Raw genomic sequence first — 22,378 nt, 5'->3', positions numbered from 1 at the left:
CAAATTGCAAATAAGAATTGCATTTTAGCAAGAGGTGATTTCTAAAAAGTAAAAACCAATAACTGATTATCATGCAATTATGAAGAGTAAACCTCAAAAGTGCATTTTAGTCGGATAACAGTGATATTTTTATTAAAACTTATCATATGATCAAGTCTTACTCCACCCTATTCGTACTATTTCTTTTATCACATTTAAGTATTTCTCAAAACATTGATAGTTTAATTCAAAATGGAAATAAATTAAGAACTATTGGAAATTCGGATTTGGCCATTGTAGAATATAAAAAAGCCCTTACAATTAATAAGAAATCTTCGGACGCAAATTATGAAATAGCCTATACATACCAAGTCATTAATGATTATAAAAACACTATAAAATACTGCAATCGAGTAATTAGGTTAAAATCAACCCGAATTATTGAAGCATATATACTTAAAGGTTCTGCTCTGGATTATTTAGGGAAGCAAAAAAAATCAACACGATTATATTGCCAAACAATTAAACAGTACCCCAATAATTACTTACTAGAATACAATTTGGGAATAACATACCACAATAGAAATAAACTAGCCGATGCTGAAATACATTATATTAAATCAATGGAAATTGATAGATTGCAGCCAAGTAGCCATTATATGCTCGGAATACTTATGAATGATAGAGGAGATAGAGTGAAAAGTATGTTATCGCTCTACTTCTTCCTGTTACTTGAACCCAATACTGAAAGATCTGAAGAAGCCTTGAAATTGCTTACAGATCTTTGGCAAAAAAATCTAGAAGTTAATCCGTTAACCCCAAACTCGGTAATAATTACATATAACCCTAATAAAGAGAGCATTGCCTTTAATGCAATTGACCTTGACATTTCTTCAATTTATGCAAGAAATAGCGGATTAAATAGACCAAAACAGAATGATTACGAGTCTTTTATCTCTAATACTCTATCCCTATTTAGTTTACTTGGCGATTACAATAATACGATTAGTCAGGAGCCATGGAAAACACTATATATTAAAATATTTAAAGATTTAGCTACCACTAATCTAGTTGAACCTTTTTGTTACTATATAAGTAGCAGTAATGATAATATGTTAATAAATGGATGGTTAGAATTAAATAAAGAGAAAATAGATATTCTTTCAAATTGGGTTAATCAAAGATTAATAGAAAGGTAATACCATTCCGCTAATAGAAAAAGCCTATGAATGCTAAAATTCATAGGCTAAAGTAAAAAAACATTTGATGAATTAAATATCTATTCCGTAACGCTTACATTTCAAATAAAGGGTATTACGACTAATTCCTAGTTTTCTAGTTGCTTTACTCATATTTCCCTTCATAATTCTTAGTGCTTCAATAATAGCTTCTTTTTCAAGTTCCTCTATGGTTCTGATTCCATCAACTGCTTCTCGTTGCTGGCTAAAGAGGTATTTTTTCTTGAATTCACGCTCATTCTTAACATCATGGCCAATCTTTCCATCAACGCTAACAACGTATTCAATAAATTTAGCCAGTTCTCTAATATTTTGAGGCCATTCATAACGAGCCAAAATTCTTATGATTTTCTTAGGCAATTCGGGCTCACTCTTTCCTAATTCCCGAGCTTTAACCTGCAAGTAGTACTTAATAAATAGAGGCACATCATGTCTACGCTCTCTTAATGGAGGTATAGCTAAAGGATTCTCAGTAAGTATGTAGAATAAATCAAGCTTAAATTTTTCTTCTTGAATTAGGTTTCTGAGATCCTTGCTTGTTGATGCTATAACTCGAACGTCAATCTTAATCTGCTTGGTTCCACCAACTCTTGTAATAATTCCTTTCCTAATTGCCGACAGTAATTTGTCCTGCAATTCAAGGGGTAAACAATTTATTTCATCAAGATACAATGTACCACCATGTGCTAATTCAAACTTACCCGGTTGTGCTACTCGCTTTACTCCAGGAAATACACCTTCTTCGAAGCCGAATAGTTCACATTCTTGCTCATTTCTTGGTATAGATTGCAATGATATTTTTACAAAACCATTCTCGCTTCTGATACTTGCATTATGTATTGCTTGAGCAAAGACCTCTTTTCCAATTCCAACTTCTCCTGTTATAAGAACTGGAGATGTTTCATTAGCTATTTTCTTAGCCAACTCTATGGTTTTTTTGATTGGAACCGAAATACCAATTATATCTTTAAAATTATATGATGCCCAGCTTCCAGTATACCTATTAACAACATTATTAACCTTCTTCAAATCACGAAAAGCCAAAATAGCTCCATTAAGCGTAGCATCGGAAAGGAAAATTGGAGCAACGCTAAGAAGATATTCTGTGGTTCCTGGGACATTACACAAATCGATATTAATATTCTCAACTTTTACGCCTTGCTTAATACGTAACCAAATATCTTCCCAACCTGGAAATATATTGGATAGACCTGTACCGATAAGTTCATTCTCTAGAACACCAAAAAATATCGCAGCTTGTCGGCTAATATTTGTTATTATCCCATTATTATCTATCGTTACATTTGCATATGGGTGTTGGTTATAAACCGAATTATGGTAATCGATTACTAACCTATAATTATGCTCCTTCTTAACAAAAACAAGATATTGGTTAATAACATCGGTAACTAATTGTGTAAGGAGCAATGTATGATCAGAAACATAGGACTTAGCTGCTAAAAACACAATAGCTCCCAAAGTGATTCCTTCAGCATCACAAATAGGGACACCAATAGCAGTCCATTCCTCGTCAAATGGTTGAACTAACGATTTACCATCAACCCTAAATGATTTCCCAGCGATAATAGCTCCTCCAACTGCTTTCGCAAGTATAGAATCCTCATTGGGGTAAGTTCCTGCAATTATAAAATTTTCCTCTAAAGAAGCATTAAGTTTTTCATTCCCCCATTTATGAACTAAACAGCCTTCGGCGTCAGCAATAAAAACAAGGTGATTGAATTTATTAAAATAATCGGTTAACCGACTAATGCTTTTTTCGGCAACTTTTACTAAAAAAGCAGATTTGTCAAATCTTTCCTGAACCTCTTTCCCTGTTAAGATTCTTTTCTTAAAAACCATTATCTCTAACTCTTCGCGGCTAAATTTTTCCTTCGTTTCTTCAGCCACAACATTTTTTTTTCTACGTCCCATTTTGTTGGTATGCTTTAATCAAATAATTGATTATTATTTCTTCAAAAAAATTATTGCTTTTAATATACTTTGATAGATTATACCTTAAAATTTAACATTTGTGTCAAAAAAATCATTTCTTTTGATAAACTGACCATAAAAATAGATTAATATTTCTTTAATTAAAAATCAAAAATGCATTGAAATATGTCTATTTAACAAAGGCATGAAAAAAATAAAATCAAGTAATTATTCATAAAAATCTAAAAAAGAATAAAATAACGTAACTGAATAATGCAAAAAAAATAATTAAAAATCAGTTATTTTTCCTTTTCGTCAAATACAAAGGTAATAACTTTATGAACATTTATATATCTAAAAGATATATTTTGAAGCAAATATATATATTCTATATTCTTTTTTGAATCATTTAATGATATAAATGTCAAGTAAGTTAAAATTAAGCCTGAATCTTGAGCATATTTAATAATTTTCCGAGAAACAACAAAATGATTTTTTTGTTTTTTTCAATAGTCTCTTTTCAAACATCTACAATCCAATTAAGTTTAAAATCAAAATTAAACGCATAAACTTCGAATCCACCTAGTGATGATCCAATGTACTAGACTGTTGTATTATTCGTTTTTAATCTCTATTACTGACAGATAGAGATTGCCATATTATTGTTTTTTCACCTAACTTCTCACCTCCTTTTAGAATAATATTTTAACTTTTCACTAGAACTACAGATCTTCCTTTATTAGAAGTACATCTAACCACATGGTTTAATTGTGCTCTAAAACAAATTTAACTATATCATTCATTTTCAATCAGAACAAATACTATTTTTGCCAATAACTACATGAAGAATGTCCTTAGTTAGAATAATATCAACAAAAGATGGCTCGGATACACTCTACTCAGAGCTCTATAATGCGCATTACCACTCAATGAATGGCGCAATTCAGGAATCCCTTCATGTTTTTATTAAAAATGGTTTTGATTACGTCAGTCTAGATAAGATTAGTGTTCTTGAAATTGGTTTTGGTACTGGTCTTAATGCCATGCTAACTGCCTCCAGTGCTATGATGAATAGACGTTTAACTAAATATACAGGTATTGATATATGCGCATTAGATGAAAATATTCTCTTAAACCTTAATTACAATTCCATTTTAAATACCCAGAATATAGAAAATTGGGATAAAATAATCAAGGCTAAATGGAATAAAGAAATTTGTATAAACGATTTTTTTTACCTAAAAAAAGTAAATACTGATTTTATAAGTTATAATCTTACAGACAGATACAACTTAGTATACTTTGATGCCTTTGCCCCTGATGATCAGCCAGAAATGTGGACCTTCGATATTTTCAAGAAACTTTATCAAGTTACTGAATATGAAGGAATTCTTATCACATATTGTTCAAAAGGAATTGTTAAGCAAGCACTTCGTGAAGCAGGTTATATAGTTAGCAGACTTCCTGGTCCCCCAGGAAAAAGACATATGGTAAGGGCGGTTAAGAGTTAACTATTTATACATCAACATATCAATTAATTTTTAATCTCTTAAATTTTATTAAAATATTTGTTAATACGCAAATAGTATTTATCATTTAGCTATATTCGCATCTATTTTAAATCGATAAATAGCAAAACATAAAATTTTAACTAATTGATTATGAAATTTTTAAAATCCACATTAGCCCTTATCAGCATGGCTGTAATAATATCGGGCTGCAATAGCAAGAAAATAGGAAAAGTTGATATTAAAACCCCAAGCGATAGCTTAAGTTATGCGATAGGTGTTAACATGGGTTATAATATCAAGAATAGTAAAATTGAAGATTTAAACATTTTAGCAGTTGCCAATGGCCTTTCCGATGTTAAGGAAGGCAAAAAAGATATGTTGACTGCTGAAAAATCATTGGAAGTAATCCAAAAGTATCTTGCAAAACAACAACAGAAACTAGGACAAAAAAACCTTGAAGAAGGTAAAAAATTCTTAGAAGAAAATGCAAAAAAAGAAGGAGTAGTAGCTGATACATCAGGTATTCAGTATAAAATACTTCAAGATGGGACAGGTTCACTTCCTAAAGAAACTGATGTAGTTAAGGTTAACTATAAAGGTACTTTAATTGATGGAACCGAGTTTGACTCATCATACAAACGCAATGAACCTGCACAATTCCCTCTGAATGGTGTAATTCGTGGATGGTCATTAGGTCTATCAAAAATGAAAGTTGGTACAAAATTCATGCTTTGGATACCAGCAGAACTTGGTTATGGAGAAAGAGGTGGTGGTCCAATTGGTCCAAATCAGATTCTTATTTTTGAGATTGATTTTCTTGAAATTGTTAAACAAACTACCAAATAATAAAATTTAACCTTACAGCTTACCAGCCAGATGTGCATTAGCCGTCTGGCTGTTTTTTCAAAATCAAATTAATTGCTATGAGCCTTGAAATTAGTGGAAAACTGGTTGCAAAACTACAGCAACAGAGCGGACAAGGGAAAAATGGAACCTGGATAAAGCAAGATTTCATAATCGAAACCCAAGAGCAGTTTCCCAAAAAATTATGCATCTCTCTCTGGGGAGATAAAGCCAAAGAACTTGATAATATTGCTATTGGAGAGACTTTAAAGGCGGGTATTAATGTCGAATCTCGTGAGTTTAATGGTAAGTGGTATACAGATGTTAAGGCTTGGAGAATTGAAAAGGCAAACTCTTCGAAAAATAACGATCTACCACCAATGCCAACAGATGAATCTCTTCCCCCATTCCTTGATCCATCAAATAAATTCGAACCAACTGATGATCTCCCATTTTAAATGAAAACGGCTGGATAACCCAGCCGTTAATCGTTTATTATCTTTTCTCTATTCGGTATAGTATTTAATAGCAGATTCTATTGCCTTTACACAAACAGGACAGAACCCAGTTGCTTGATTGCTTTTCATCCTGCAATTAAACATTGGGCGGTAAACACCCTTACTCACATAACCACCACCTTCGAAAACACCAACTTTGGTTTTAAAACTATCATCAGTAGGAGTTGGTATGGGTGTACCCGATTCAATCATGCTCTTCCACTTTGAGTCAAAGTTAACTAATGTTGTGAGGTTGGGCTCCCAAGGCTCTACTCCAAGTGGATAGAATTCCGAATACGCAACTTCTGAAGAATAGTACTCATCGCCTAAACCAGCCAAACCATGACCAAATTCATGTATAAATACTTTATTCGATAAAGGATGGCCTGCAGTTGAAACGTTATAATGGTTATATACTCCCCCCCCACCGTATTCAGTTGAATTAACCAAAATATATACAATATCCCCAGGAGCACATGCGGCAATATCCATCACTGATTTGAATTTCAACGTAGTCAAATACCTGTCGGTTCCAAATGTATAGAATGAAGCTCCTGCGGGAGTTCTATGCCAAATATTCTTTCCAGGATTAACAGGACCAGATTGCTCTGAAGGTGATTCAACAACCCAAACATTTATTTTGTCCTTATAACGAATAAAAGGTTCTTGGGTGATTATATAATCGTACATCCGTTTTACATCTTCCTGAAAGGATTTCATTTGCGATTTGGTGTAACCTTCAGCAATAAAAGTGATATCAAGCATTTGCTCAGTTTTACCGTTATTAATAATCTGTTGAACAGAGTATTTAGCAACTTCTTCGCGATTTATGAAAATGCTTGTAGGATCGATATCAACGTTGTAGAGGGAAGTAAAAATACCATCTTTTTGTCGAGCTTTAAAATCAACATTAACTGGTTTCTTGGGGTATGGGATTCTAGTTACTTGTTCAAATGCTTTTGCGTTAATTTTAGCCTCATCAGTTGTTTGCCATTCCTGAAAAAGCGTACAAAAGCCTCTTGAGTATATAAGTTTTTTAGTTTCCTTATCTTTAACCTCTACTTTATATGACCCATAATTGAATGTGTCTATCAATAAATTAGGCGATCCACTCCAATAGGGTTCTTCTTTTAACCCATCAAGGAAAATATTTTGCTTTTGAGAATCGCCTGCTAGGAAGTAATCAATTCTCAAGGCTTTTGGCAAAAACCATTCATCAAAAACAACTTGAGAAAAACTCAAAGTTGAATACACCAATAATAGTGCTGTGTAGAATATTTTTTTCATTTAAGTGTGAGTTATTTGCTGGTTAGACTTTTCTAATAATGCAAAGTTAAACGAATGACTACAATATTTTTATAGAGAATAATTGAATGCTGTTAAATATTTATTACAAAACTACTTGTATTTTTATAGTTGATATTTATTTTTGCGCCACAAAACTTATAATTGTATGCAAGCACAAATTCAAGCCGTTGAGGAACAAATTGTAGAGAAGTACCAGTTGCTCGAAAATCTGGAAAATTGGTTACTGAATAATGGAATAAATGAAACCTTTGCCCAGCTATTTAAAGTTGCAATATCTCTCGCAGTCATTGCCATTCTCGCCTTATTAGCCGATTATATAGTTCGAAAAATTATTCTTGTTCTAGTAGCACGAATAGCCAAAAAGACTGAAACTGATTGGGATGATATTCTGGTTGAAAGAAAGTTTTTTCACAAACTAGCTCACTTTGCTCCAGCAATTGTGATTTACTCGACAATTCACATTGCTCTTTACGATTACTCACCAAAACTTACGCTTTTCTTTTACGATCTAACAAAGATCTTCATGACCGTTGTTTCACTTCTTGTTGTTAATGCCTTTCTAAATGCGGTTCATGATGTATACCAAACTCTTCCTGTAGCAAAGAGTAGACCCATAAAAGGCTATCTGCAAGTAATAAATATTATTGCTTACTTTTTAGGAGGAATAGTAATAATAGCAATTCTTATTAACAAAAACCCAGCAAGTCTTCTAGTTGGTTTGGGGGCATCGGCAGCGGTACTAATGTTAGTTTTTAAGGATACTATACTAGGGCTTGTAGCTTCTATACAGTTATCTGCAAATAATCTAGTTAAGCCTGGTGATTGGATTGAAATGCCAAGTCGAAAAATTGATGGTACAGTTACTGAGATCTCATTAAATACTGTAAAAGTTCAAAACTACGATAGATCAATTAATACAATTCCCACATACGCTTTGGTTTCAGAAAGTTTTCAGAACTGGCAAGGAATGGTTGAGTCTGATGGAAGGCTTATAAAACGTTCAATTTTATTCGATATGAGAAGCGTTAAATTTTGCACTCAGGAACAAATTGAGAAGTTTAGAAAAATTAATCTCCTTACTGAATTTATCGATAATAAATCCAAAGAGAATGAAGAATCTAATAGTGAGAATAATGTTAATACCCAAGCTCTGGTAAATGGACAAAAGTTGACTAATTTTGGAGTCTTTAGAAAGTACATTGAATTATTTCTTAGAAACAACCCCAATATTAATCAGAATACAACCATTGTTGTTCGTCATCGACAACCATCAGAAAATGGAATTCCATTGGAGATTTATTGCTTCTCAAAGGAAAAAGCAATGGCTAATTACGAAGAGGTTCAAGCAAATATTTTTGAGCATATTCTTTCAGTAATCCCAGAATTTGAATTGAGGGTCTTCCAACGACCTTCTGGCGATGATTTTAAGGTATAAACTAAAAAAAACTTAATCAAATCCCTCTATATTCATATTATTGAGGGATTTTTATTTAGTTCTAACATACATACTTGAATCTATTTTTACTATTTTTATTCAAAAATAATTATGGAATTAGATGAAACATTGATGGAACAAGCTATACACCTTGCAATTGAAGGTGTAATGAGCGGAAAGGGAGGTCCTTTTGGTGCAATTGTAGTGAAGGATGGGAAAATTGTTGGAAAGGGAAATAATTCTGTAACCTCTACCAATGACCCTACGGCTCATGCTGAAGTAATGGCAATAAGAGAGGCTTGCAAGAATTTAAATTCATTTCAACTTAATGGTTGTGTCCTTTATACTTCCTGCGAACCATGTCCAATGTGTTTAGGGGCTATTTATTGGTCAAGGTTAGATGTAGTATACTACTCCGCTTCACGCCATATGGCTTCATACCATGGCTTTGACGATAGTTTTATTTATAATGAGGTTAATCTTTCGTTCGATCAGCGAAGAATTCCTTTTCTTCAGATTGCTGCCGAAAAAGGGGTTATTCCTTTTAGGGAGTGGGATAAGAAGGAAAACAGAATCGATTATTGAAAATATTTTTAGTATCAATAGAAACTCTATTATTTTAATTGATAAATGACAAAAGTTTCCACTAAAAAAAATGTGGCACTCGTGCTATCAAGTGGTGGAGCAAGAGGTTTGGCTCACATAGGTGTTATTGATGAAATCGTCGAAAGAGGGTATACAATAACATCTATTACAGGAAGCTCAATGGGTGCCTTTGTTGGGGGTTTATACGCAACTGGCAATATTGACAAATTCAGGGAATGGGTTGTAAATCTCGATAAACTTAGGGTTTTTAATTTAGTTGATTTTACACTAAGTTCTCAAGGTTTTGTAAGGGGTGAAAGGGTATTTGAGAAAATGCGTAAGTTGAAAATGATACCTGAAATCAATATTGAAGATTTACCAATAAAATACATTGCAGTTGCTGCCGATATAATTAATAATAAAGAGGTAATTTTCGATAAAGGCAATCTATATAAAGCGATTAGAGCCTCTATATCAATTCCAAACGTTTTTACACCTATTGAGTATGATGGTGGAATATTAGTTGATGGTGGTGTACTTAATCCAATGCCCATTAATAGAGTTTCACGCTCTAAAAATGATTTACTGATTGCTGTTGATCTTAATTCGCTCGTATCATATCAAAAGCCTAATTTATCTAAAAAGACAGAACCTGATGTGATTCACAGTGAGAAAGTTACAAGGTTAATCAAAAAATGGGACGAACTTTTTAGTAGTCATCATAATGAAAAAATAGAGAAACCAAACGATAAAAAGTTAAAACTTGGCTACTTTGATATACTAACCCGTTCAATTCAATTAATGCAATCCAAATTAACTGAGCAAACTATTGAAACGTATCCCCCAGATGTTCTTGTTAGTATCTCTAAATACTCTTGCTCAGTATTCGAGTTTTATAAAGGTGAAGAAATGATTGCCTATGGACGGGAAGCGTGCAAAATGGCTATGGATAAAACTGGGTTATAACCCTCTTTGCCTCAAAACTTCATATACCACAACACCTGCTGCAACAGAAACATTTAGCGATCCGATTTTACCTTTAATAGGAATTTTTACGAGATTGTCTGCTAGTTTAAATAAATCTGGTGAAACACCAATATCCTCAGCACCCATCACAATTGCAATAGGCCCAGTTAAGTCAGCATCATAGAGCAAATCAGAACCCTTGTCGGTAGCGATAGCCGTCCGAAAACCGCTATTTTTCAAGAAATTCAAAGTTACTTTAAGACTTCCAACACGAGATATTGGGATATGATGTAATGCTCCAGCAGATGTTTTAATTGAATCGGGTCCAATTTGGGCAGCACCCTTAGCAGGGACAACTATAGCATCAACTCCAGCACACTCAGCAGTACGAACTATTGCTCCAAAATTTCGGACATCAGTAATTCCATCAAGGATTAATATTAATGGAACTTTGCCGCTTTCAAAAAGTGTTGGCACCAATGATTCCAGTTCAACAAGTTCAACTGGAATAACAAAAGCTACAACACCTTGATGATTCCTATCCCCATATTTTGCAAATCGCTCAGTTGGTACATACTGAAAGTGAATATTTTTCTCCTTCATCAATATAAGAAGTTCGGCGGCAAGTTCACCGCTTAAACCTTGCTTTACCAATACTTTATCAATCTGCTTACCCGATTTTATCGCCTCTATAACAGGGCGAAGTCCATATATTGATTCATTTATCTCTTTTGACATATCTTTTTTACTTATTGATTGTGTGTTTTTAGTTGATGGTTGTTGCTTTGTCCATGCCTAAATGTCTATGCCTAAAAAACGTTGACCGAATTTAATCTTTGAATCTCAAATTAACCTTAACTGTTTTACTGATTTCTTTTAACTTTTAACCCTTCAACCTCCAATGATAACTCCTCCCATCTATTCATATTATCGTTTAATTCCTTTTTCAAATCCTGATAGTGTGAAAAAAATTCGTAATGAGATGTATCAGAGTCATTTGGGTCAGGATTTGCAAATTTAGCATCTAAGCCTGCAATTTCAGCCTCAATTTTTTCGATACTACCCTCAACATCTTCAAGCTGGGAAACAACCTTTCGAATTTGCTTATCCATCTCTTTACGCTCAAGCCATGCTTGTTTCTGATCGGAATCCGATTTAGGTTCGCTTTCCCTCTCCTCCTCACGTTTACGCTCCAACTCTTTAAGGTTATCGAGTTTTCTTCTGCGAAGAAAATCATATATGCCGCCAAGATGCTCTTTAACAATGCCATCGCTGAATTCATATACTTTTTCGACTAACCCATTTAGAAATTCTCGATCATGAGATACAATTATGAGCGTTCCATCGAATTTAAGCAGTGCCTCCTTTAATATATCCTTTGAGCGCATATCTAGATGATTGGTTGGCTCGTCGAGTATAAGTAGATTGTATGGTTGTAGCATCAACTTTGCCATCGCTAACCGATTACGCTCACCCCCAGAAAGTACTCCAACTTTTTTATCAACATCATCTCCCCTAAAAAGGAATGCTCCTAAGATGTCGCGCATCTTTGTACGTACATCCCCAACTGCTACATGGTCAATTGTTTCAAGCACTGTGAGTGAATTATTCAGCAGTTCATCCTGATTTTGGGCAAAGTAGCCAATACTAACATTGTGACCAATTTTTGTATTCCCCGTGTAATTGAGTTCGCCAATTATAATGCGACTCATGGTTGTTTTACCCTCCCCATTACGACCAACAAAAGCTACTTTTTCGCCACGTTGAACGGAAAAGTTTGCTCCACTAAAAATCAGATGGTTACCAAAATTTTTTGAAACCTCTTTGGCCTCAACCACAGTATCTCCAGAGCGTGGGGCTGGTGGAAATTTGATGTTTAACGCTGTTAAATCCTCATCATCAACCTCAATTATTTCGAGTTTGTCCAGTTGCTTGATGCGCGATTGGACTTGCACTGCTTTAGTAGCCTTATAGCGAAACCTTTCGATAAAATCCTGAGTATCCTCAATCATTTTTTGCTGATTTCTATAAGCCGACATCTGCTGTTCTCTACGTTCCCTATGCAATTCTACATACTTTGAATATGATACTTTATAGTCATAAGCAACACCGAGTGAAAGTTCAATTGTACGTTGAGTTACATTATCGAGGAATGCCTTATCGTGTGAGATTAAAAGTAATGCACCAGGGAATGTGCTTAAATACTCCTCAAGCCATTGAATTGACTCAATATCTAAGTGATTTGTAGGTTCATCTAGAAGCAAAACTGCTGGTTTTCGGAGTAACAACTTTGCCAACTCAATTCGCATTCTCCAGCCTCCACTGAACTCAGAGGTTGGACGATCAAAATCAGTTCGTTTAAAGCCGAGTCCTGTAAGGGTTTGCTCAACCTGAGCTTCAATATTACCACCTCCCAGTATATTATAATGATCTGTTTTATCAGCCAACAGATTAATTAATTTGGTATACGAATCACTCTCGTAATCTGTCCTTTCAGCAATCTCCCTTCCAAGTTTGTCTATTTCTTTTTTAAGGTCAATGGTTTCATTAAAAGCCAATAGTGTTTCCGCCATAACAGAACGCCCATCAACAATAACCATCTGCTGAGGAAGATATCCAATTCGAATATCATTGGGAATAGATAGACTTCCTGATGTAGGCTTCATCTCGCCTACAATCATCTTTAGAAGCGTTGATTTACCTGCACCATTCTTGCCCACAAGTCCTATCCTATCACGCGGGGTAATTAGGAAGTTGATATCTTTAAATAGCTGAAAACCACCAAAACTAACTGTTACCTGATTTACAGAGATCATTTAATAAATAATTTATCCGGCAAAATTAGGAATTCCATGGTGATCAACAAGCCAAAATTTGTTCTATAACCAGATTATGATGATTTAGATCAATCTGAGTAAAAATCTGATTTAATTACACTAATTTGCAAACTGATTAAAATCTCTAAACTATGCAAGTTAAAGGTACTAGTATACTAACAACTAGGGATTTTGTTAAAATCAACTTCCCCGGTCAATTCGAAGGATGGATTAAGTCACTCCCCTCTGAATCAAAGAAACTTTATGAAGGCGTGGTAAGAGTTGGTGACTGGTATGAAATAAAACCAGCCTACTATGATCCTATGAATAGTATTGTTGAAAAATTTTACAACAATAACGCCCAAAAGGCAGGTGAAGAACTTGGTAAATATAGTGCAAGCATAGCATTAACAGGCATTTACAAAGTTTTTATTTTTGTTGCTACTCCACAATATCTGATGAAGAGAGCTTCACGAATGGTTGAAACGTTTTACACACCTTCAGAAGTTGAGGTTTCTGAGGTAGGTAGCAAAATGATTACAATGAAAATTATTAAATTCGAAGGGATTACTAAACCTTTAGAATACAGATTTGCTGGTTGGTGTGTTAAGGCTCTTGAACTCTGCAAGTGTAAAAATACATCATATAAGATTACAAGCTTTATTTCTTCTGGACAGGGATGTACAACATTGGAGTTTAGATGGGATTAACGATTGAATAAATTTATATTGACAAAAAAAACCGGACTATTCCGGTTTTTTACTTTTAATCAAGGTATCAATAATTAAATGTGAATTACCTCACCGTATGCTGCTGCGGCTGCTTCCATAATTGCCTCACTCATTGTGGGATGTGGATGAATACTCTTGATAAGTTCATGCCCTGTGGTCTCAAGGTTTCTTGCAACTACTAATTCTGCAATCATTTCAGTAACATTTGCACCAATCATGTGCGCACCAAGAAGTTCGCCATATTTTGCATCGAATATCAATTTAATAAAGCCATCTCTTGCTCCAGCAGCCGTTGCTTTTCCCGATGCAGTAAACGGAAATTTTCCGACTTTTATCTCATAACCAGCCTCAACAGCAGCCTTTTCGCTCATCCCAACGGAAGCAACCTCAGGTGTAGTATAAGTACATCCAGGTATATTCTTGTAATTAACGGGATGTGGGTTTTGTCCTGCAATTTTCTCTACGCAAACAATACCTTCAGCAGATGCCACGTGAGCAAGAGCAGGTCCATGAACAATATCGCCAATTGCGTAAATACCCTCGATATTTGTACGATAATAATCGTCAACCTTCACTTTGCCTTTCTCAATTTCTATTCCAACAGTTTCTAAACCAATTCCCTCTAAATTTGGGCTAACACCAACTGCTGAAAGTACAATTTCTGCCTCAACCTCTTCCAGTCCCTTCTTAGTTTGAATTTTAACTTTACAAAGATCTCCAGAAATATCAACTGACTCAACGGTAGAATTAGTCATTACAGTTATTCCAACCTTTTTGAAAGCCCTTTCAAGAGTTTTACTTACCTCTTCATCTTCCAAAGGAACAACATTAGGTAAAAATTCCACTAGCGTAACTTTTGTTCCTATTGCATTGTAGAAGTACGCAAACTCGCTACCTATAGCTCCAGAACCAACAACTACCATCGATTTTGGTTGCTTTGGCAAGATTAACGCTTGACGATAGCCAATTATCTTAACACCATCCTGCTTTAAATTTGGTAGTTCACGTGAACGAGCACCTGTAGCAAGAATAATATGGCTTGCAGTATAATCATTAGTTTTGCCATCAACTCCTTCAACAGCAACTGTATGATTATCCTTAAGCTTTCCAAATCCATTTAAAACCTCAACTTTATTCTTCTTGAAAAGAAACTGAATTCCTTTACTCATGGCATCGGCAACACCACGGCTACGAGCAATTATCTTCTCAAAATCGGGAGTAACTCCAGATGTAACTACTCCATAATCAGCCGCATGAGAAGCATACTCGAATACTTGAGCACTTTTAAGAAGTGCCTTGGTAGGTATACAACCCCAGTTAAGGCATATTCCACCTAGGTTTTCTTTTTCAACAACGGCAACTTTCAAGCCCAATTGGCTGGCTCTTATTGCTGCAACATAGCCACCCGGGCCACTTCCAATTACTATAAGATCGAAATTCATAATTATGCTGTATTATTTAAGTTTTTGCTAAAAATCAAGTTAATACTATGTTTTTTAAACCATTATTGATTTCCGTTTAATTCGATTGTATAAACTAAATAGCAACCTCACGATTCCAAACATTAACACCAAAACAACTACTATTGATGCTCCGCTTGGAATGTTTATGCTGTATGATAATATCAACCCAATAAAAGAACCCAAAAAGCTTAATAAGATTGACCAAAAAATAATCCTCCCAAAATGGTGAGAAAAAATATTTGCTGTAGCAGGTGGTATGGTGAAAAGAGAGATTAATAGGATAATACCAACAACTCTTATACTTAGTACAATTGCAATAGCAATAAACATGATAAGTATATAATTCATAAGGGTTACTGGGATTTTTTGAGTTCGAGCAAATTCCTGATCAAATGCGATGTAAAGAATTGGTCGGTAGAAAATAATGAAAAATAGAATGACTACAATATTCAAAATCAGCAAATAAAGCAGATCGGAATTTGTAACAGTTAATATACTTCCAAAAAGAAAACTAAGAAGGTTGGGTGCATAGCCGGGCGTTAAAAAAATAAAAATTATTCCAACAGCCATTCCAAATGCCCATAAAATACCGATTGCAGAATCTTCCCGGATATTCTTACGGTGCGATAATGCTTCAATTCCAAATGCTGATAGGATTGAAAAAATGATTGCCCCAATCACAGGATTTATCCCAATGTAATATGCAATCCCAATACCACCAAACGATGCATGGGTTATGCCACCACTAAGAAATACTAACCTCCTAGATGTAATATAAGTACCAATAATCCCTGCAACCACTGATACTAGTAATGCCGCTGCAACCGCATTTTGTAAAAACTGGTAATCAAAAAGATCTCTAAAAAGTTCTATCATACACTTCCCTCCTTGCGGTGATCCAGCAAAACGGTATGTGGAATTTTACCGTGGGTTATTATTTGAATAGGACAATCGTAAGCGGTAAGCTGCTCAGGCGAAATTTTATTTGAACGATGGTAGTGTAATTTTTGATTTACACAAGCAATCGTTTTAACGTAAGAGGTTATTGTACCCACATCATGTGAAACCATAATTATTGCCATCCTTTTATTTAATTCCCTAAGCAATTCGTAAAGTTCCTTTTCAAATTTATTATCAACAAAAGTATTCGGTTCATCAAGTATTAAAAGCCTTGGCTGCGAGATTAACGCTCTACTTAAAAAAACCCTTTGAAGTTGCCCCCCTGATAACTCTTTTACGCTTCTATTGTAAAGATGATCAACACCTGTTATTGTCAGCATCTCAAATGCCTTTTTGCGATTCTGTTTCCGACTCTCTCCCCAAAAACCTTTATTTGACATTAACCCGGAAAGTGCAATATCGATAACTTTAATAGGAAACTCCCTGTCAATATCAGAGACTTGAGGAAGATAGCCAAAAAGGGTTTCGTCCTTATTAGAAGGGTAGAAATTGATTTGACCCTGAAAGGGTCTAATCTGTCCAAGTAGTAGTTTCAGCAAAGTTGTTTTTCCACCCCCGTTAGGACCAATTACTCCAATAAAATCATTGTCAATTACCTCAAAGTTTATATCCTTTAAAACAATATCGGAACCATATCCGGCAGTTACTTTAACAACATCAAGTATTTTATTCATTCTTTTGAGTGCCTTTTCCTGGTTTTAATGCTATTGCTAGTTTATTCGTTAAATCGTACATATTTTTTAACCAATCGTATCCCAAAGGATCAATCTTAACAACATTTCCACCTAACTCCCATGCTAATAATTCTGCATTACGAGAATCGAACTGAGTTTGAATAAAGATCGTTTTTAGATCTTGAGATTTAGCTAATTTAATAAGGTTGGTGAGCGTTTGAGCAGAAGGATTTTTACCATCCTCTTCAATCGCAATTTGATTCAAGCCATAATCTCGGGCAAAGTAGGATAGCGCTGGGTGGTATATCAAAAAATCTTTAGTTGTAGATGTTCTAATTACACTCTTGATTAAAGAATCTAGACCAATTACATCAGCATTTAATTTATCAAGATTCTTTAAAAAAATCTTCTCTTTATCGGGAAATAAAATACAAAGTTCTTTACAGGTTTTACTGGCCATTTGGCTAAACTCAAGGGTTGATGTCCAAATATGGGGATCGTAATTGGTATGATGCTCCTCCTCTCCCATAATCTCACGATGTTTATGTCCTTCTAATAGATTTATACCTTTTGAAAGATCAACGAATTTTATATTCGGGTTTAGCTCCTTAATTCTAGGCAATATTGTGCTCTCAAATTCTAACGGACCTAGGGCAAAGTAAATGGCTGAATTAGCAACATTTTTCATCTGAACAGGAGAAGGTTCATACATCTCCGGACTAGTTCCTGGGGGAACCATAACGTTTACCTCAATTGAACTATCAGTTAATCTATCAATAATGTATTTCTGAGGCACAATGCTTACTGAGATTGTTATTGGATGATTCGATTTAGTTCCCTGTCTGTTTTTGCATCCCAAAAAAGCAAATGAGAATAATACCAATACTGATAAACTGAAAATTATTTTATTCATCATTATATATACTTATGTTTAGTACATTGCATTCTAATTATCCGTTCAAAATTACCCAAGAAAAGGATAACACCAAAATATTGAAAAAGTTAGTTTTTTATAAAAAATTATAAGATTCCCAATTGTAATTAAATATTACTATACAAAGTCGTTGACTTAAGGTCATTTAAAAGACAGTAAAATCTTCGTAATCTGCGAGATAAATAAAATTTATCAACTTTGCAGCTTTGTGTAAACTGGAAGCATCAACTGAAAATGATATTGGATTATTATAATTGATTTGCCATCTATAAAACTATTTCTGTTTGATATTTGGTATAGTAATTGTTACATTGCATGAAAATTAACCTAAACCTAAATAATATGAAAAAGATTTTAATTCTACTCCTAGTGGTTGTACTTGCAATTCCAACAATTGCTCAGGATAAGTCAACCGTTTCTTCAGAAAAGAACGTACTTAAAGTAAATACATTAAGTTTGTTTTTGGGAACAGGCTCAGTTTTTTATGAGCGTAAAATAAGTAATATGACGTCTGCTCAACTTGGAGTTGGGTATTTAAACTTCAAATTCAGTAATACCAAATTTACTGGATTAATTCTAACTCCAGAATTTAGAATATACCCAAAAAAGGGTGCTATTGATGGGTTCTATCTTGCACCCTATTTCCGCTATCAGAAATATACCTTAGAAAATACTACTGATAATTCAAAAGGAAGTCTTACATCAATGGGTGGAGGTCTTGTTTTTGGCAGACAATGGATAACTAATTCAGGTTTTACTATGGATCTATTTTTTGGTGGACATTATGGAAGTGCTGATGTAAAGGTAGACTCAGGAGCAGGATCTTTTGATAAAACAAATCTTTTTGAAGGTTTCAAAATGAGAGTTGGTTTTGCCCTTGGTTTTGCATTCTAATTTCTAAAATAACTATTGCAAAAGGGACTTATCATGTCCCTTTTTTTATTTTTGTAAAAAAACAGAGATGAAAGAGACAGAACTAGCTTTAAAACTTCACGATGAAGGAAATAGTTGCGCACAGGCAATACTGGGTGCTTATTGCTCCAAGGTAAATCTTGACATTACAACTGCTCTAAAAATTGGAGCAGGACTTGGAGGCGGAATTGGTCGTAGACAGTATGTCTGTGGAGCTATAAATGCTGGGGCAATAATCTTAGGATTAAGATATTCCAATGGAATTCTAGGAGATGTTGAATCAAAAGAAAACACGAGTAAAATTGTTGGAGAATTCGTTCTTGAATGTGAACGAACTCTTGGGGGTTCGCAGTGTAAGGATCTGCTGAAAATTGACCTTTCGAACCCTGTCGAGAGGATAGCAGCAAAAGACTCCGGTCTTTTTGAAAGAATATGCAATAACGCAGTTGAACAAACAGCTATAATACTTGAAAAATATCTAAACAAGTAATCTAGTTGTACATAAATATAATCTATATGTATATCCGCTATATTACCTATAAGTAAAACACAATCCATTGTCATTCCGGGCGAAGTCCCGGAATCTCTTAAAAAAGATAGATTTCTGCATTCGCAGGAACCGAACGTATTTTGTGAGTTCGCCGCAAGGCAGTGACAATTTGGATTATTTATTCTTCATTAGGTATCATTACGGACAATCATAATAATCTAATACTGGCAACGCCTCATTGAACTCAAAACGGTATAAAAAATTCGGATATACTATTGAATTACGAAGGAAGTTGTGTGGAAAACTCTTCTGAGTAAAAGGGGGTTAATATCTATAAAAAAATCAAAAAAAAATCCATATCGCTTGTTCCATCCTACAATCTTTTGTTAATTTGCTTAGGATGTAAATATTGAACTATGTTATCAAAGCGTTTTTACCTACTTTTCAGCTTTATTATACTAACCGTGCTTGTAAAAGCTCAGGATAGCAAGTTGGATAGCCTTAAGAATCTGCTTAAGGATTCAAAAGGAGTTAATAAACTAAATATCCTATTCAAACTTTCCGACATTAAAAAATATGAACCCGAAGGTATTGAATACGCTAAGGATGCAATAGATCTTTCCAAAAAAATTGATGATAAATCAAAAGCTGATGCTTTAGGAAATTTAGGTAAAATTTACTACTACCAAGATCAGTACCCACAAGCTCTAATATTTTTCAAACAATCGCTTGAACTCAGTACAAAGATTAATTATACTGAAGGAATATTCAGTGGCCTGAATAAAATTGCCCAAGTTTACTACTATTCAGATTCCATCGAGCAATCGGAAAAAATATCACGCCACCTTCTTGCATTAGCGCATGAAAAGGATAGTATTAAGCAGGAAGCCAACGCATATTTTCAGCTTGGTTTTATCTATCAGGATAAGGGCAAACTCGATTCTGCCTTAATTCTTATGAACAAAGTTCTAGAATTAAGGCAGAAAATTGGGGAGCAAATCAACATTGCAGAAACATTTAATAGCCTAGGGCAGATATACTATGATATGTCCGATTACCAAAAATCGATTGATTGCTATAAAAATGCCATAAAAATTCGAGAATCTATTAACAATCCTCAAGGATTAGCCATTGCCTACTATAATTTTGGAAGAACCCATACTAGTATCGGCAACTACCAACTTGCCCTTGAGCAATTCCAAAAAGCTCTCAAAACATTTGAACAGATAAACGCACAGGATGGCATTGCAAATTCGTGTAATGGAATTGGTATGGTTTATGAAAACCTATCGCAAAGCACACTTGCAGTAAAAGAAAATGAGACAAACTATCAAAAAGCTTTGGAATACTATTTACGGGCATTAGAAATATTTCAGAAACTTGAAAAAAAGGATGAGGAGGGAAATACATATCAAAACATTGCCAATGTTTACTCAAGACTTGCAACTAATCAATTTGTAGCAAAATATGGTGAGGAATGGGAGGATTCACTAATAAAACTTTCTCCAAAAGTTATTCTAAACTCATTTAGCAAGTCGATAGAGTATTATAATAAGTCTTTGGATATATTTAAAGCCTCTGCTGATGAAGCCAGAAAAACCAAAATCGCAGTAGTAAGCACTAACTTAGGAGCAACCTACAGCTGGGGTAGAGACTGGACTCGTGCAAACAAATATCTAAATGAAGGATTAGACTTAGCTCGTAAACTCAACCTTCAATACGAAAAAGTAAATGCTCTTTTCTCTTTAGGTGAAAGTAATTTTCGACAAAAAAATACAACTCAAGCTGAAGCATATTTTCTTGAATGTGCAAAAATAGCAAAATCACTTGATATCAAAGAGTTTGAACGTTACTGCTACGAAAGATTATCGAAATTATACGATCAGATAGGTGAGGTTCAAAAAGCTTTTTCATTCCATAAATTGTCGGTAAAGATCAAGGATGAACTCTTTTCAGAAAAGAGCCAGAAAGCTATCACCGAAATGCAAACCAAATACGAAACGGAAAAGAAGGATTTGGCAATAAATCTACAAGACTCAATAATCAAGAGACAAAAACTCACAATTATTGGAGCTGTAGTTGGAGCTGTTCTAATACTCCTTGTTGCTCTTTTAATGTTTAAAATGTTTCGTGAAAAGAAAAAGGCAAATAGAGTTCTCGAAGAGAAAAACGAGCTGATTACCGAGCAGAAAAAAGAGATAACCGATAGTATTCGCTATGCAAGCCGTATCCAAAGGGCAATTCTCCCATCGGATGAGATAATGCGATTAAATCTACCCGAACATTTTGTCCTTTACCTACCAAGGGATATTGTTAGTGGCGATTTTTTCTGGTTAAGCCAAAGGGGTGGTAAAATAGTTATTGTTGCCGCAGATTGCACAGGTCACGGAGTGCCTGGGGCTTTTATGAGCATGTTGGGTGTATCATTTTTATATGAAATTGTCAACAAGGAGGGAATTATGCAACCTGGCAGCATTCTTAACTACCTTCGCGATCACGTTAAAAGTACGCTTTCACAAACGGGTAAGAAGGATGAAGCCAAGGATGGTATGGATATATCGCTATGCGTATTTGACCCCAAGGAGATGAAATTAGAATGGGCCGGCGCCTACAATCCTCTTTACCTCATTCGTAATGGGGAATTAACGGAGTACAAGGCCAATAAAATGCCTATTGCTATTCACATGAACGATCATATTCCTTTCACCAACAACGAAATTTCCGTCCAAAAAGGTGATACCTTTTATATCTCCTCCGATGGATATGCCGACCAATTTGGTGGTACCGATGGTAGAAAATTCATGTCGAAGAAGTACAAGGAGATGCTACTCCAAATATGGGATAAACCAATGGATGAACAAAAGGAAATCATTCAAAAGGCACATCTCGATTGGAAAGGTCATCATGAACAGGTTGATGATATCCTCGTTATGGGAGTAAGAGTACAATAGAAAAATCTTCTCAAAACTAAATTGAAATTGCTAATTGTTTGCAGTCTATAACTTTTATTGGTTTAGACAGTAATCATTTTATTTACTCCTTAATGTCAATCCCCCGAAAAATATATGATAGATTGTTCTTACAAGATTAATTTTGTAATTATC

At 34.6% G+C, this 22,378-nt stretch carries 19 protein-coding genes; 11 read left to right on the top strand and 8 right to left on the bottom strand.

Annotation, left to right across the window (positions count from 1 at the left end; all coding sequences use genetic code 11):
* Window positions 1-146: 146 nt before the first annotated feature.
* Window positions 147-1,178, top strand: coding sequence for a hypothetical protein (locus HOO91_15220; protein NOU18904.1), 1,032 nt, complete (start codon window positions 147-149; stop codon window positions 1,176-1,178).
* A gap of 72 nt (window positions 1,179-1,250) precedes the next feature.
* On the opposite strand, the gene HOO91_15215 is transcribed toward HOO91_15220, so the two are convergent.
* Complete coding sequence (locus HOO91_15215; GenBank protein NOU18903.1) at window positions 1,251-3,149, bottom strand: sigma 54-interacting transcriptional regulator; 1,899 nt, start codon at window positions 3,147-3,149, stop codon at window positions 1,251-1,253.
* A gap of 848 nt (window positions 3,150-3,997) precedes the next feature.
* Here HOO91_15215 and mnmD point away from each other — a divergent pair.
* The 3 genes from mnmD to HOO91_15200 all read left to right on the top strand — a co-directional run bounded on the left by mnmD (window position 3,998) and on the right by HOO91_15200 (window position 5,961).
* Window positions 3,998-4,660 carry a tRNA (5-methylaminomethyl-2-thiouridine)(34)-methyltransferase MnmD gene (gene mnmD / locus HOO91_15210; GenBank protein ID NOU18902.1) on the top strand — a complete coding sequence of 221 codons (663 nt, stop codon included), beginning with the start codon at window positions 3,998-4,000 and terminating at the stop codon, window positions 4,658-4,660.
* A 150-nt stretch (window positions 4,661-4,810) separates the two neighbouring features.
* Window positions 4,811-5,506, top strand: coding sequence for an FKBP-type peptidyl-prolyl cis-trans isomerase (locus HOO91_15205; protein NOU18901.1), 696 nt, complete (start codon window positions 4,811-4,813; stop codon window positions 5,504-5,506).
* Window positions 5,507-5,583: 77 nt separating this feature from the next.
* Entirely contained in the window at window positions 5,584-5,961 is a 378-nt protein-coding gene (locus HOO91_15200) for a DUF3127 domain-containing protein (GenBank protein NOU18900.1), read from the top strand.
* 48 nt (window positions 5,962-6,009) lie between these two features.
* Here the strand turns inward: HOO91_15200 and HOO91_15195 are convergent, their stop codons facing one another.
* The gene (locus HOO91_15195; protein NOU18899.1) at window positions 6,010-7,287 is read right to left on the bottom strand and encodes a peptidase M64; all 1,278 of its coding nucleotides are present in this window, start codon (window positions 7,285-7,287) and stop codon (window positions 6,010-6,012) included.
* Between the two features lie 166 nt (window positions 7,288-7,453).
* Here HOO91_15195 and HOO91_15190 point away from each other — a divergent pair, with 166 nt between their 5' ends.
* The 3 genes from HOO91_15190 (at window position 7,454) to HOO91_15180 (ending at window position 10,294) form a co-directional block, all read left to right on the top strand.
* The gene (locus HOO91_15190) at window positions 7,454-8,743 is read left to right on the top strand and encodes a mechanosensitive ion channel (GenBank protein NOU18898.1); all 1,290 of its coding nucleotides are present in this window, start codon (window positions 7,454-7,456) and stop codon (window positions 8,741-8,743) included.
* Window positions 8,744-8,854: 111 nt separating this feature from the next.
* Complete coding sequence (locus tag HOO91_15185; protein NOU18897.1) at window positions 8,855-9,328, top strand: nucleoside deaminase; 474 nt, start codon at window positions 8,855-8,857, stop codon at window positions 9,326-9,328.
* A gap of 45 nt (window positions 9,329-9,373) precedes the next feature.
* Window positions 9,374-10,294, top strand: a complete 921-nt coding sequence (locus tag HOO91_15180) for a phospholipase (GenBank protein NOU18896.1) — start codon at window positions 9,374-9,376, stop codon at window positions 10,292-10,294.
* Here HOO91_15180 and rlmB read toward each other — a convergent pair.
* Window positions 10,289-11,032: a 23S rRNA (guanosine(2251)-2'-O)-methyltransferase RlmB gene (gene rlmB / locus HOO91_15175; protein NOU18895.1), complete on the bottom strand. Its 744-nt coding sequence runs from the start codon at window positions 11,030-11,032 to the stop codon at window positions 10,289-10,291. The two genes, HOO91_15180 and rlmB, sit on opposite strands and share 6 nt — an antisense overlap.
* A 125-nt stretch (window positions 11,033-11,157) precedes the next feature.
* Entirely contained in the window at window positions 11,158-13,110 is a 1,953-nt protein-coding gene (locus HOO91_15170) for an ABC-F family ATP-binding cassette domain-containing protein (GenBank protein NOU18894.1), read from the bottom strand.
* A 152-nt stretch (window positions 13,111-13,262) separates the two neighbouring features.
* On the opposite strand from HOO91_15170, the gene HOO91_15165 reads away from it, so the two are divergent.
* On the top strand, window positions 13,263-13,820 hold the full coding sequence (locus HOO91_15165; protein NOU18893.1) for a hypothetical protein: 558 nt from the start codon (window positions 13,263-13,265) through the stop codon (window positions 13,818-13,820).
* 74 nt (window positions 13,821-13,894) lie between these two features.
* On the opposite strand, the gene lpdA is transcribed toward HOO91_15165, so the two are convergent.
* Genes lpdA through HOO91_15145 form a run of 4 tightly spaced genes read right to left on the bottom strand, consistent with a single transcriptional unit; the run spans window position 13,895 to window position 17,854 of the window.
* On the bottom strand, window positions 13,895-15,283 hold the full coding sequence (gene lpdA, locus HOO91_15160; protein ID NOU18892.1) for a dihydrolipoyl dehydrogenase: 1,389 nt from the start codon (window positions 15,281-15,283) through the stop codon (window positions 13,895-13,897).
* A 54-nt stretch (window positions 15,284-15,337) separates the two neighbouring features.
* A complete protein-coding gene (locus tag HOO91_15155) occupies window positions 15,338-16,180 on the bottom strand; it encodes a metal ABC transporter permease (GenBank protein NOU18891.1) in 843 nt (280 codons plus the stop codon).
* On the bottom strand, window positions 16,177-16,938 hold the full coding sequence (locus HOO91_15150) for an ATP-binding cassette domain-containing protein (protein NOU18890.1): 762 nt from the start codon (window positions 16,936-16,938) through the stop codon (window positions 16,177-16,179). Before HOO91_15150 ends, HOO91_15155 begins: the two co-directional genes overlap by 4 nt.
* A complete protein-coding gene (locus tag HOO91_15145) occupies window positions 16,931-17,854 on the bottom strand; it encodes a zinc ABC transporter solute-binding protein (GenBank protein ID NOU18889.1) in 924 nt (307 codons plus the stop codon). Before HOO91_15145 ends, HOO91_15150 begins: the two co-directional genes overlap by 8 nt.
* Window positions 17,855-18,214: 360 nt before the next feature.
* Between HOO91_15145 and HOO91_15140 the strand changes: the two genes are divergently transcribed.
* The 3 genes from HOO91_15140 to HOO91_15130 all read left to right on the top strand — a co-directional run bounded on the left by HOO91_15140 (window position 18,215) and on the right by HOO91_15130 (window position 22,225).
* Entirely contained in the window at window positions 18,215-18,766 is a 552-nt protein-coding gene (locus HOO91_15140) for a DUF3575 domain-containing protein (GenBank protein NOU18888.1), read from the top strand.
* A 67-nt stretch (window positions 18,767-18,833) separates the two neighbouring features.
* Window positions 18,834-19,274, top strand: a complete 441-nt coding sequence (locus HOO91_15135; protein NOU18887.1) for a C_GCAxxG_C_C family protein — start codon at window positions 18,834-18,836, stop codon at window positions 19,272-19,274.
* A gap of 416 nt (window positions 19,275-19,690) precedes the next feature.
* A complete protein-coding gene (locus HOO91_15130) occupies window positions 19,691-22,225 on the top strand; it encodes a tetratricopeptide repeat protein (GenBank protein NOU18886.1) in 2,535 nt (844 codons plus the stop codon).
* Window positions 22,226-22,378 lie beyond the last annotated feature (153 nt).

The sequence above is a fragment of the Bacteroidales bacterium genome (assembly GCA_013141385.1).
Classification (GTDB): domain Bacteria; phylum Bacteroidota; class Bacteroidia; order Bacteroidales; family Tenuifilaceae; genus UBA8529.
This window is presented reverse-complemented; position numbering and strand designations above follow the sequence as displayed.

Bases quoted from the DNA above. Each gene is read 5' to 3' on its own strand.
- HOO91_15220 (NOU18904.1), top strand. From the start codon at position 147: ATGATCAAGTCTTACTCCACCCTATTCGTACTATTTCTTTTATCACAT.
- HOO91_15215 (NOU18903.1), bottom strand. From the start codon at position 3,149: ATGGGACGTAGAAAAAAAAATGTTGTGGCTGAAGAAACGAAGGAAAAA.
- mnmD (NOU18902.1), top strand. From the start codon at position 3,998: ATGTCCTTAGTTAGAATAATATCAACAAAAGATGGCTCGGATACACTC.
- HOO91_15205 (NOU18901.1), top strand. From the start codon at position 4,811: ATGAAATTTTTAAAATCCACATTAGCCCTTATCAGCATGGCTGTAATA.
- HOO91_15200 (NOU18900.1), top strand. From the start codon at position 5,584: ATGAGCCTTGAAATTAGTGGAAAACTGGTTGCAAAACTACAGCAACAG.
- HOO91_15195 (NOU18899.1), bottom strand. From the start codon at position 7,287: ATGAAAAAAATATTCTACACAGCACTATTATTGGTGTATTCAACTTTG.
- HOO91_15190 (NOU18898.1), top strand. From the start codon at position 7,454: ATGCAAGCACAAATTCAAGCCGTTGAGGAACAAATTGTAGAGAAGTAC.
- HOO91_15185 (NOU18897.1), top strand. From the start codon at position 8,855: ATGGAATTAGATGAAACATTGATGGAACAAGCTATACACCTTGCAATT.
- HOO91_15180 (NOU18896.1), top strand. From the start codon at position 9,374: ATGACAAAAGTTTCCACTAAAAAAAATGTGGCACTCGTGCTATCAAGT.
- rlmB (NOU18895.1), bottom strand. From the start codon at position 11,032: ATGTCAAAAGAGATAAATGAATCAATATATGGACTTCGCCCTGTTATA.
- HOO91_15170 (NOU18894.1), bottom strand. From the start codon at position 13,110: ATGATCTCTGTAAATCAGGTAACAGTTAGTTTTGGTGGTTTTCAGCTA.
- HOO91_15165 (NOU18893.1), top strand. From the start codon at position 13,263: ATGCAAGTTAAAGGTACTAGTATACTAACAACTAGGGATTTTGTTAAA.
- lpdA (NOU18892.1), bottom strand. From the start codon at position 15,283: ATGAATTTCGATCTTATAGTAATTGGAAGTGGCCCGGGTGGCTATGTT.
- HOO91_15155 (NOU18891.1), bottom strand. From the start codon at position 16,180: ATGATAGAACTTTTTAGAGATCTTTTTGATTACCAGTTTTTACAAAAT.
- HOO91_15150 (NOU18890.1), bottom strand. From the start codon at position 16,938: ATGAATAAAATACTTGATGTTGTTAAAGTAACTGCCGGATATGGTTCC.
- HOO91_15145 (NOU18889.1), bottom strand. From the start codon at position 17,854: ATGATGAATAAAATAATTTTCAGTTTATCAGTATTGGTATTATTCTCA.
- HOO91_15140 (NOU18888.1), top strand. From the start codon at position 18,215: ATGAAAAAGATTTTAATTCTACTCCTAGTGGTTGTACTTGCAATTCCA.
- HOO91_15135 (NOU18887.1), top strand. From the start codon at position 18,834: ATGAAAGAGACAGAACTAGCTTTAAAACTTCACGATGAAGGAAATAGT.
- HOO91_15130 (NOU18886.1), top strand. From the start codon at position 19,691: ATGTTATCAAAGCGTTTTTACCTACTTTTCAGCTTTATTATACTAACC.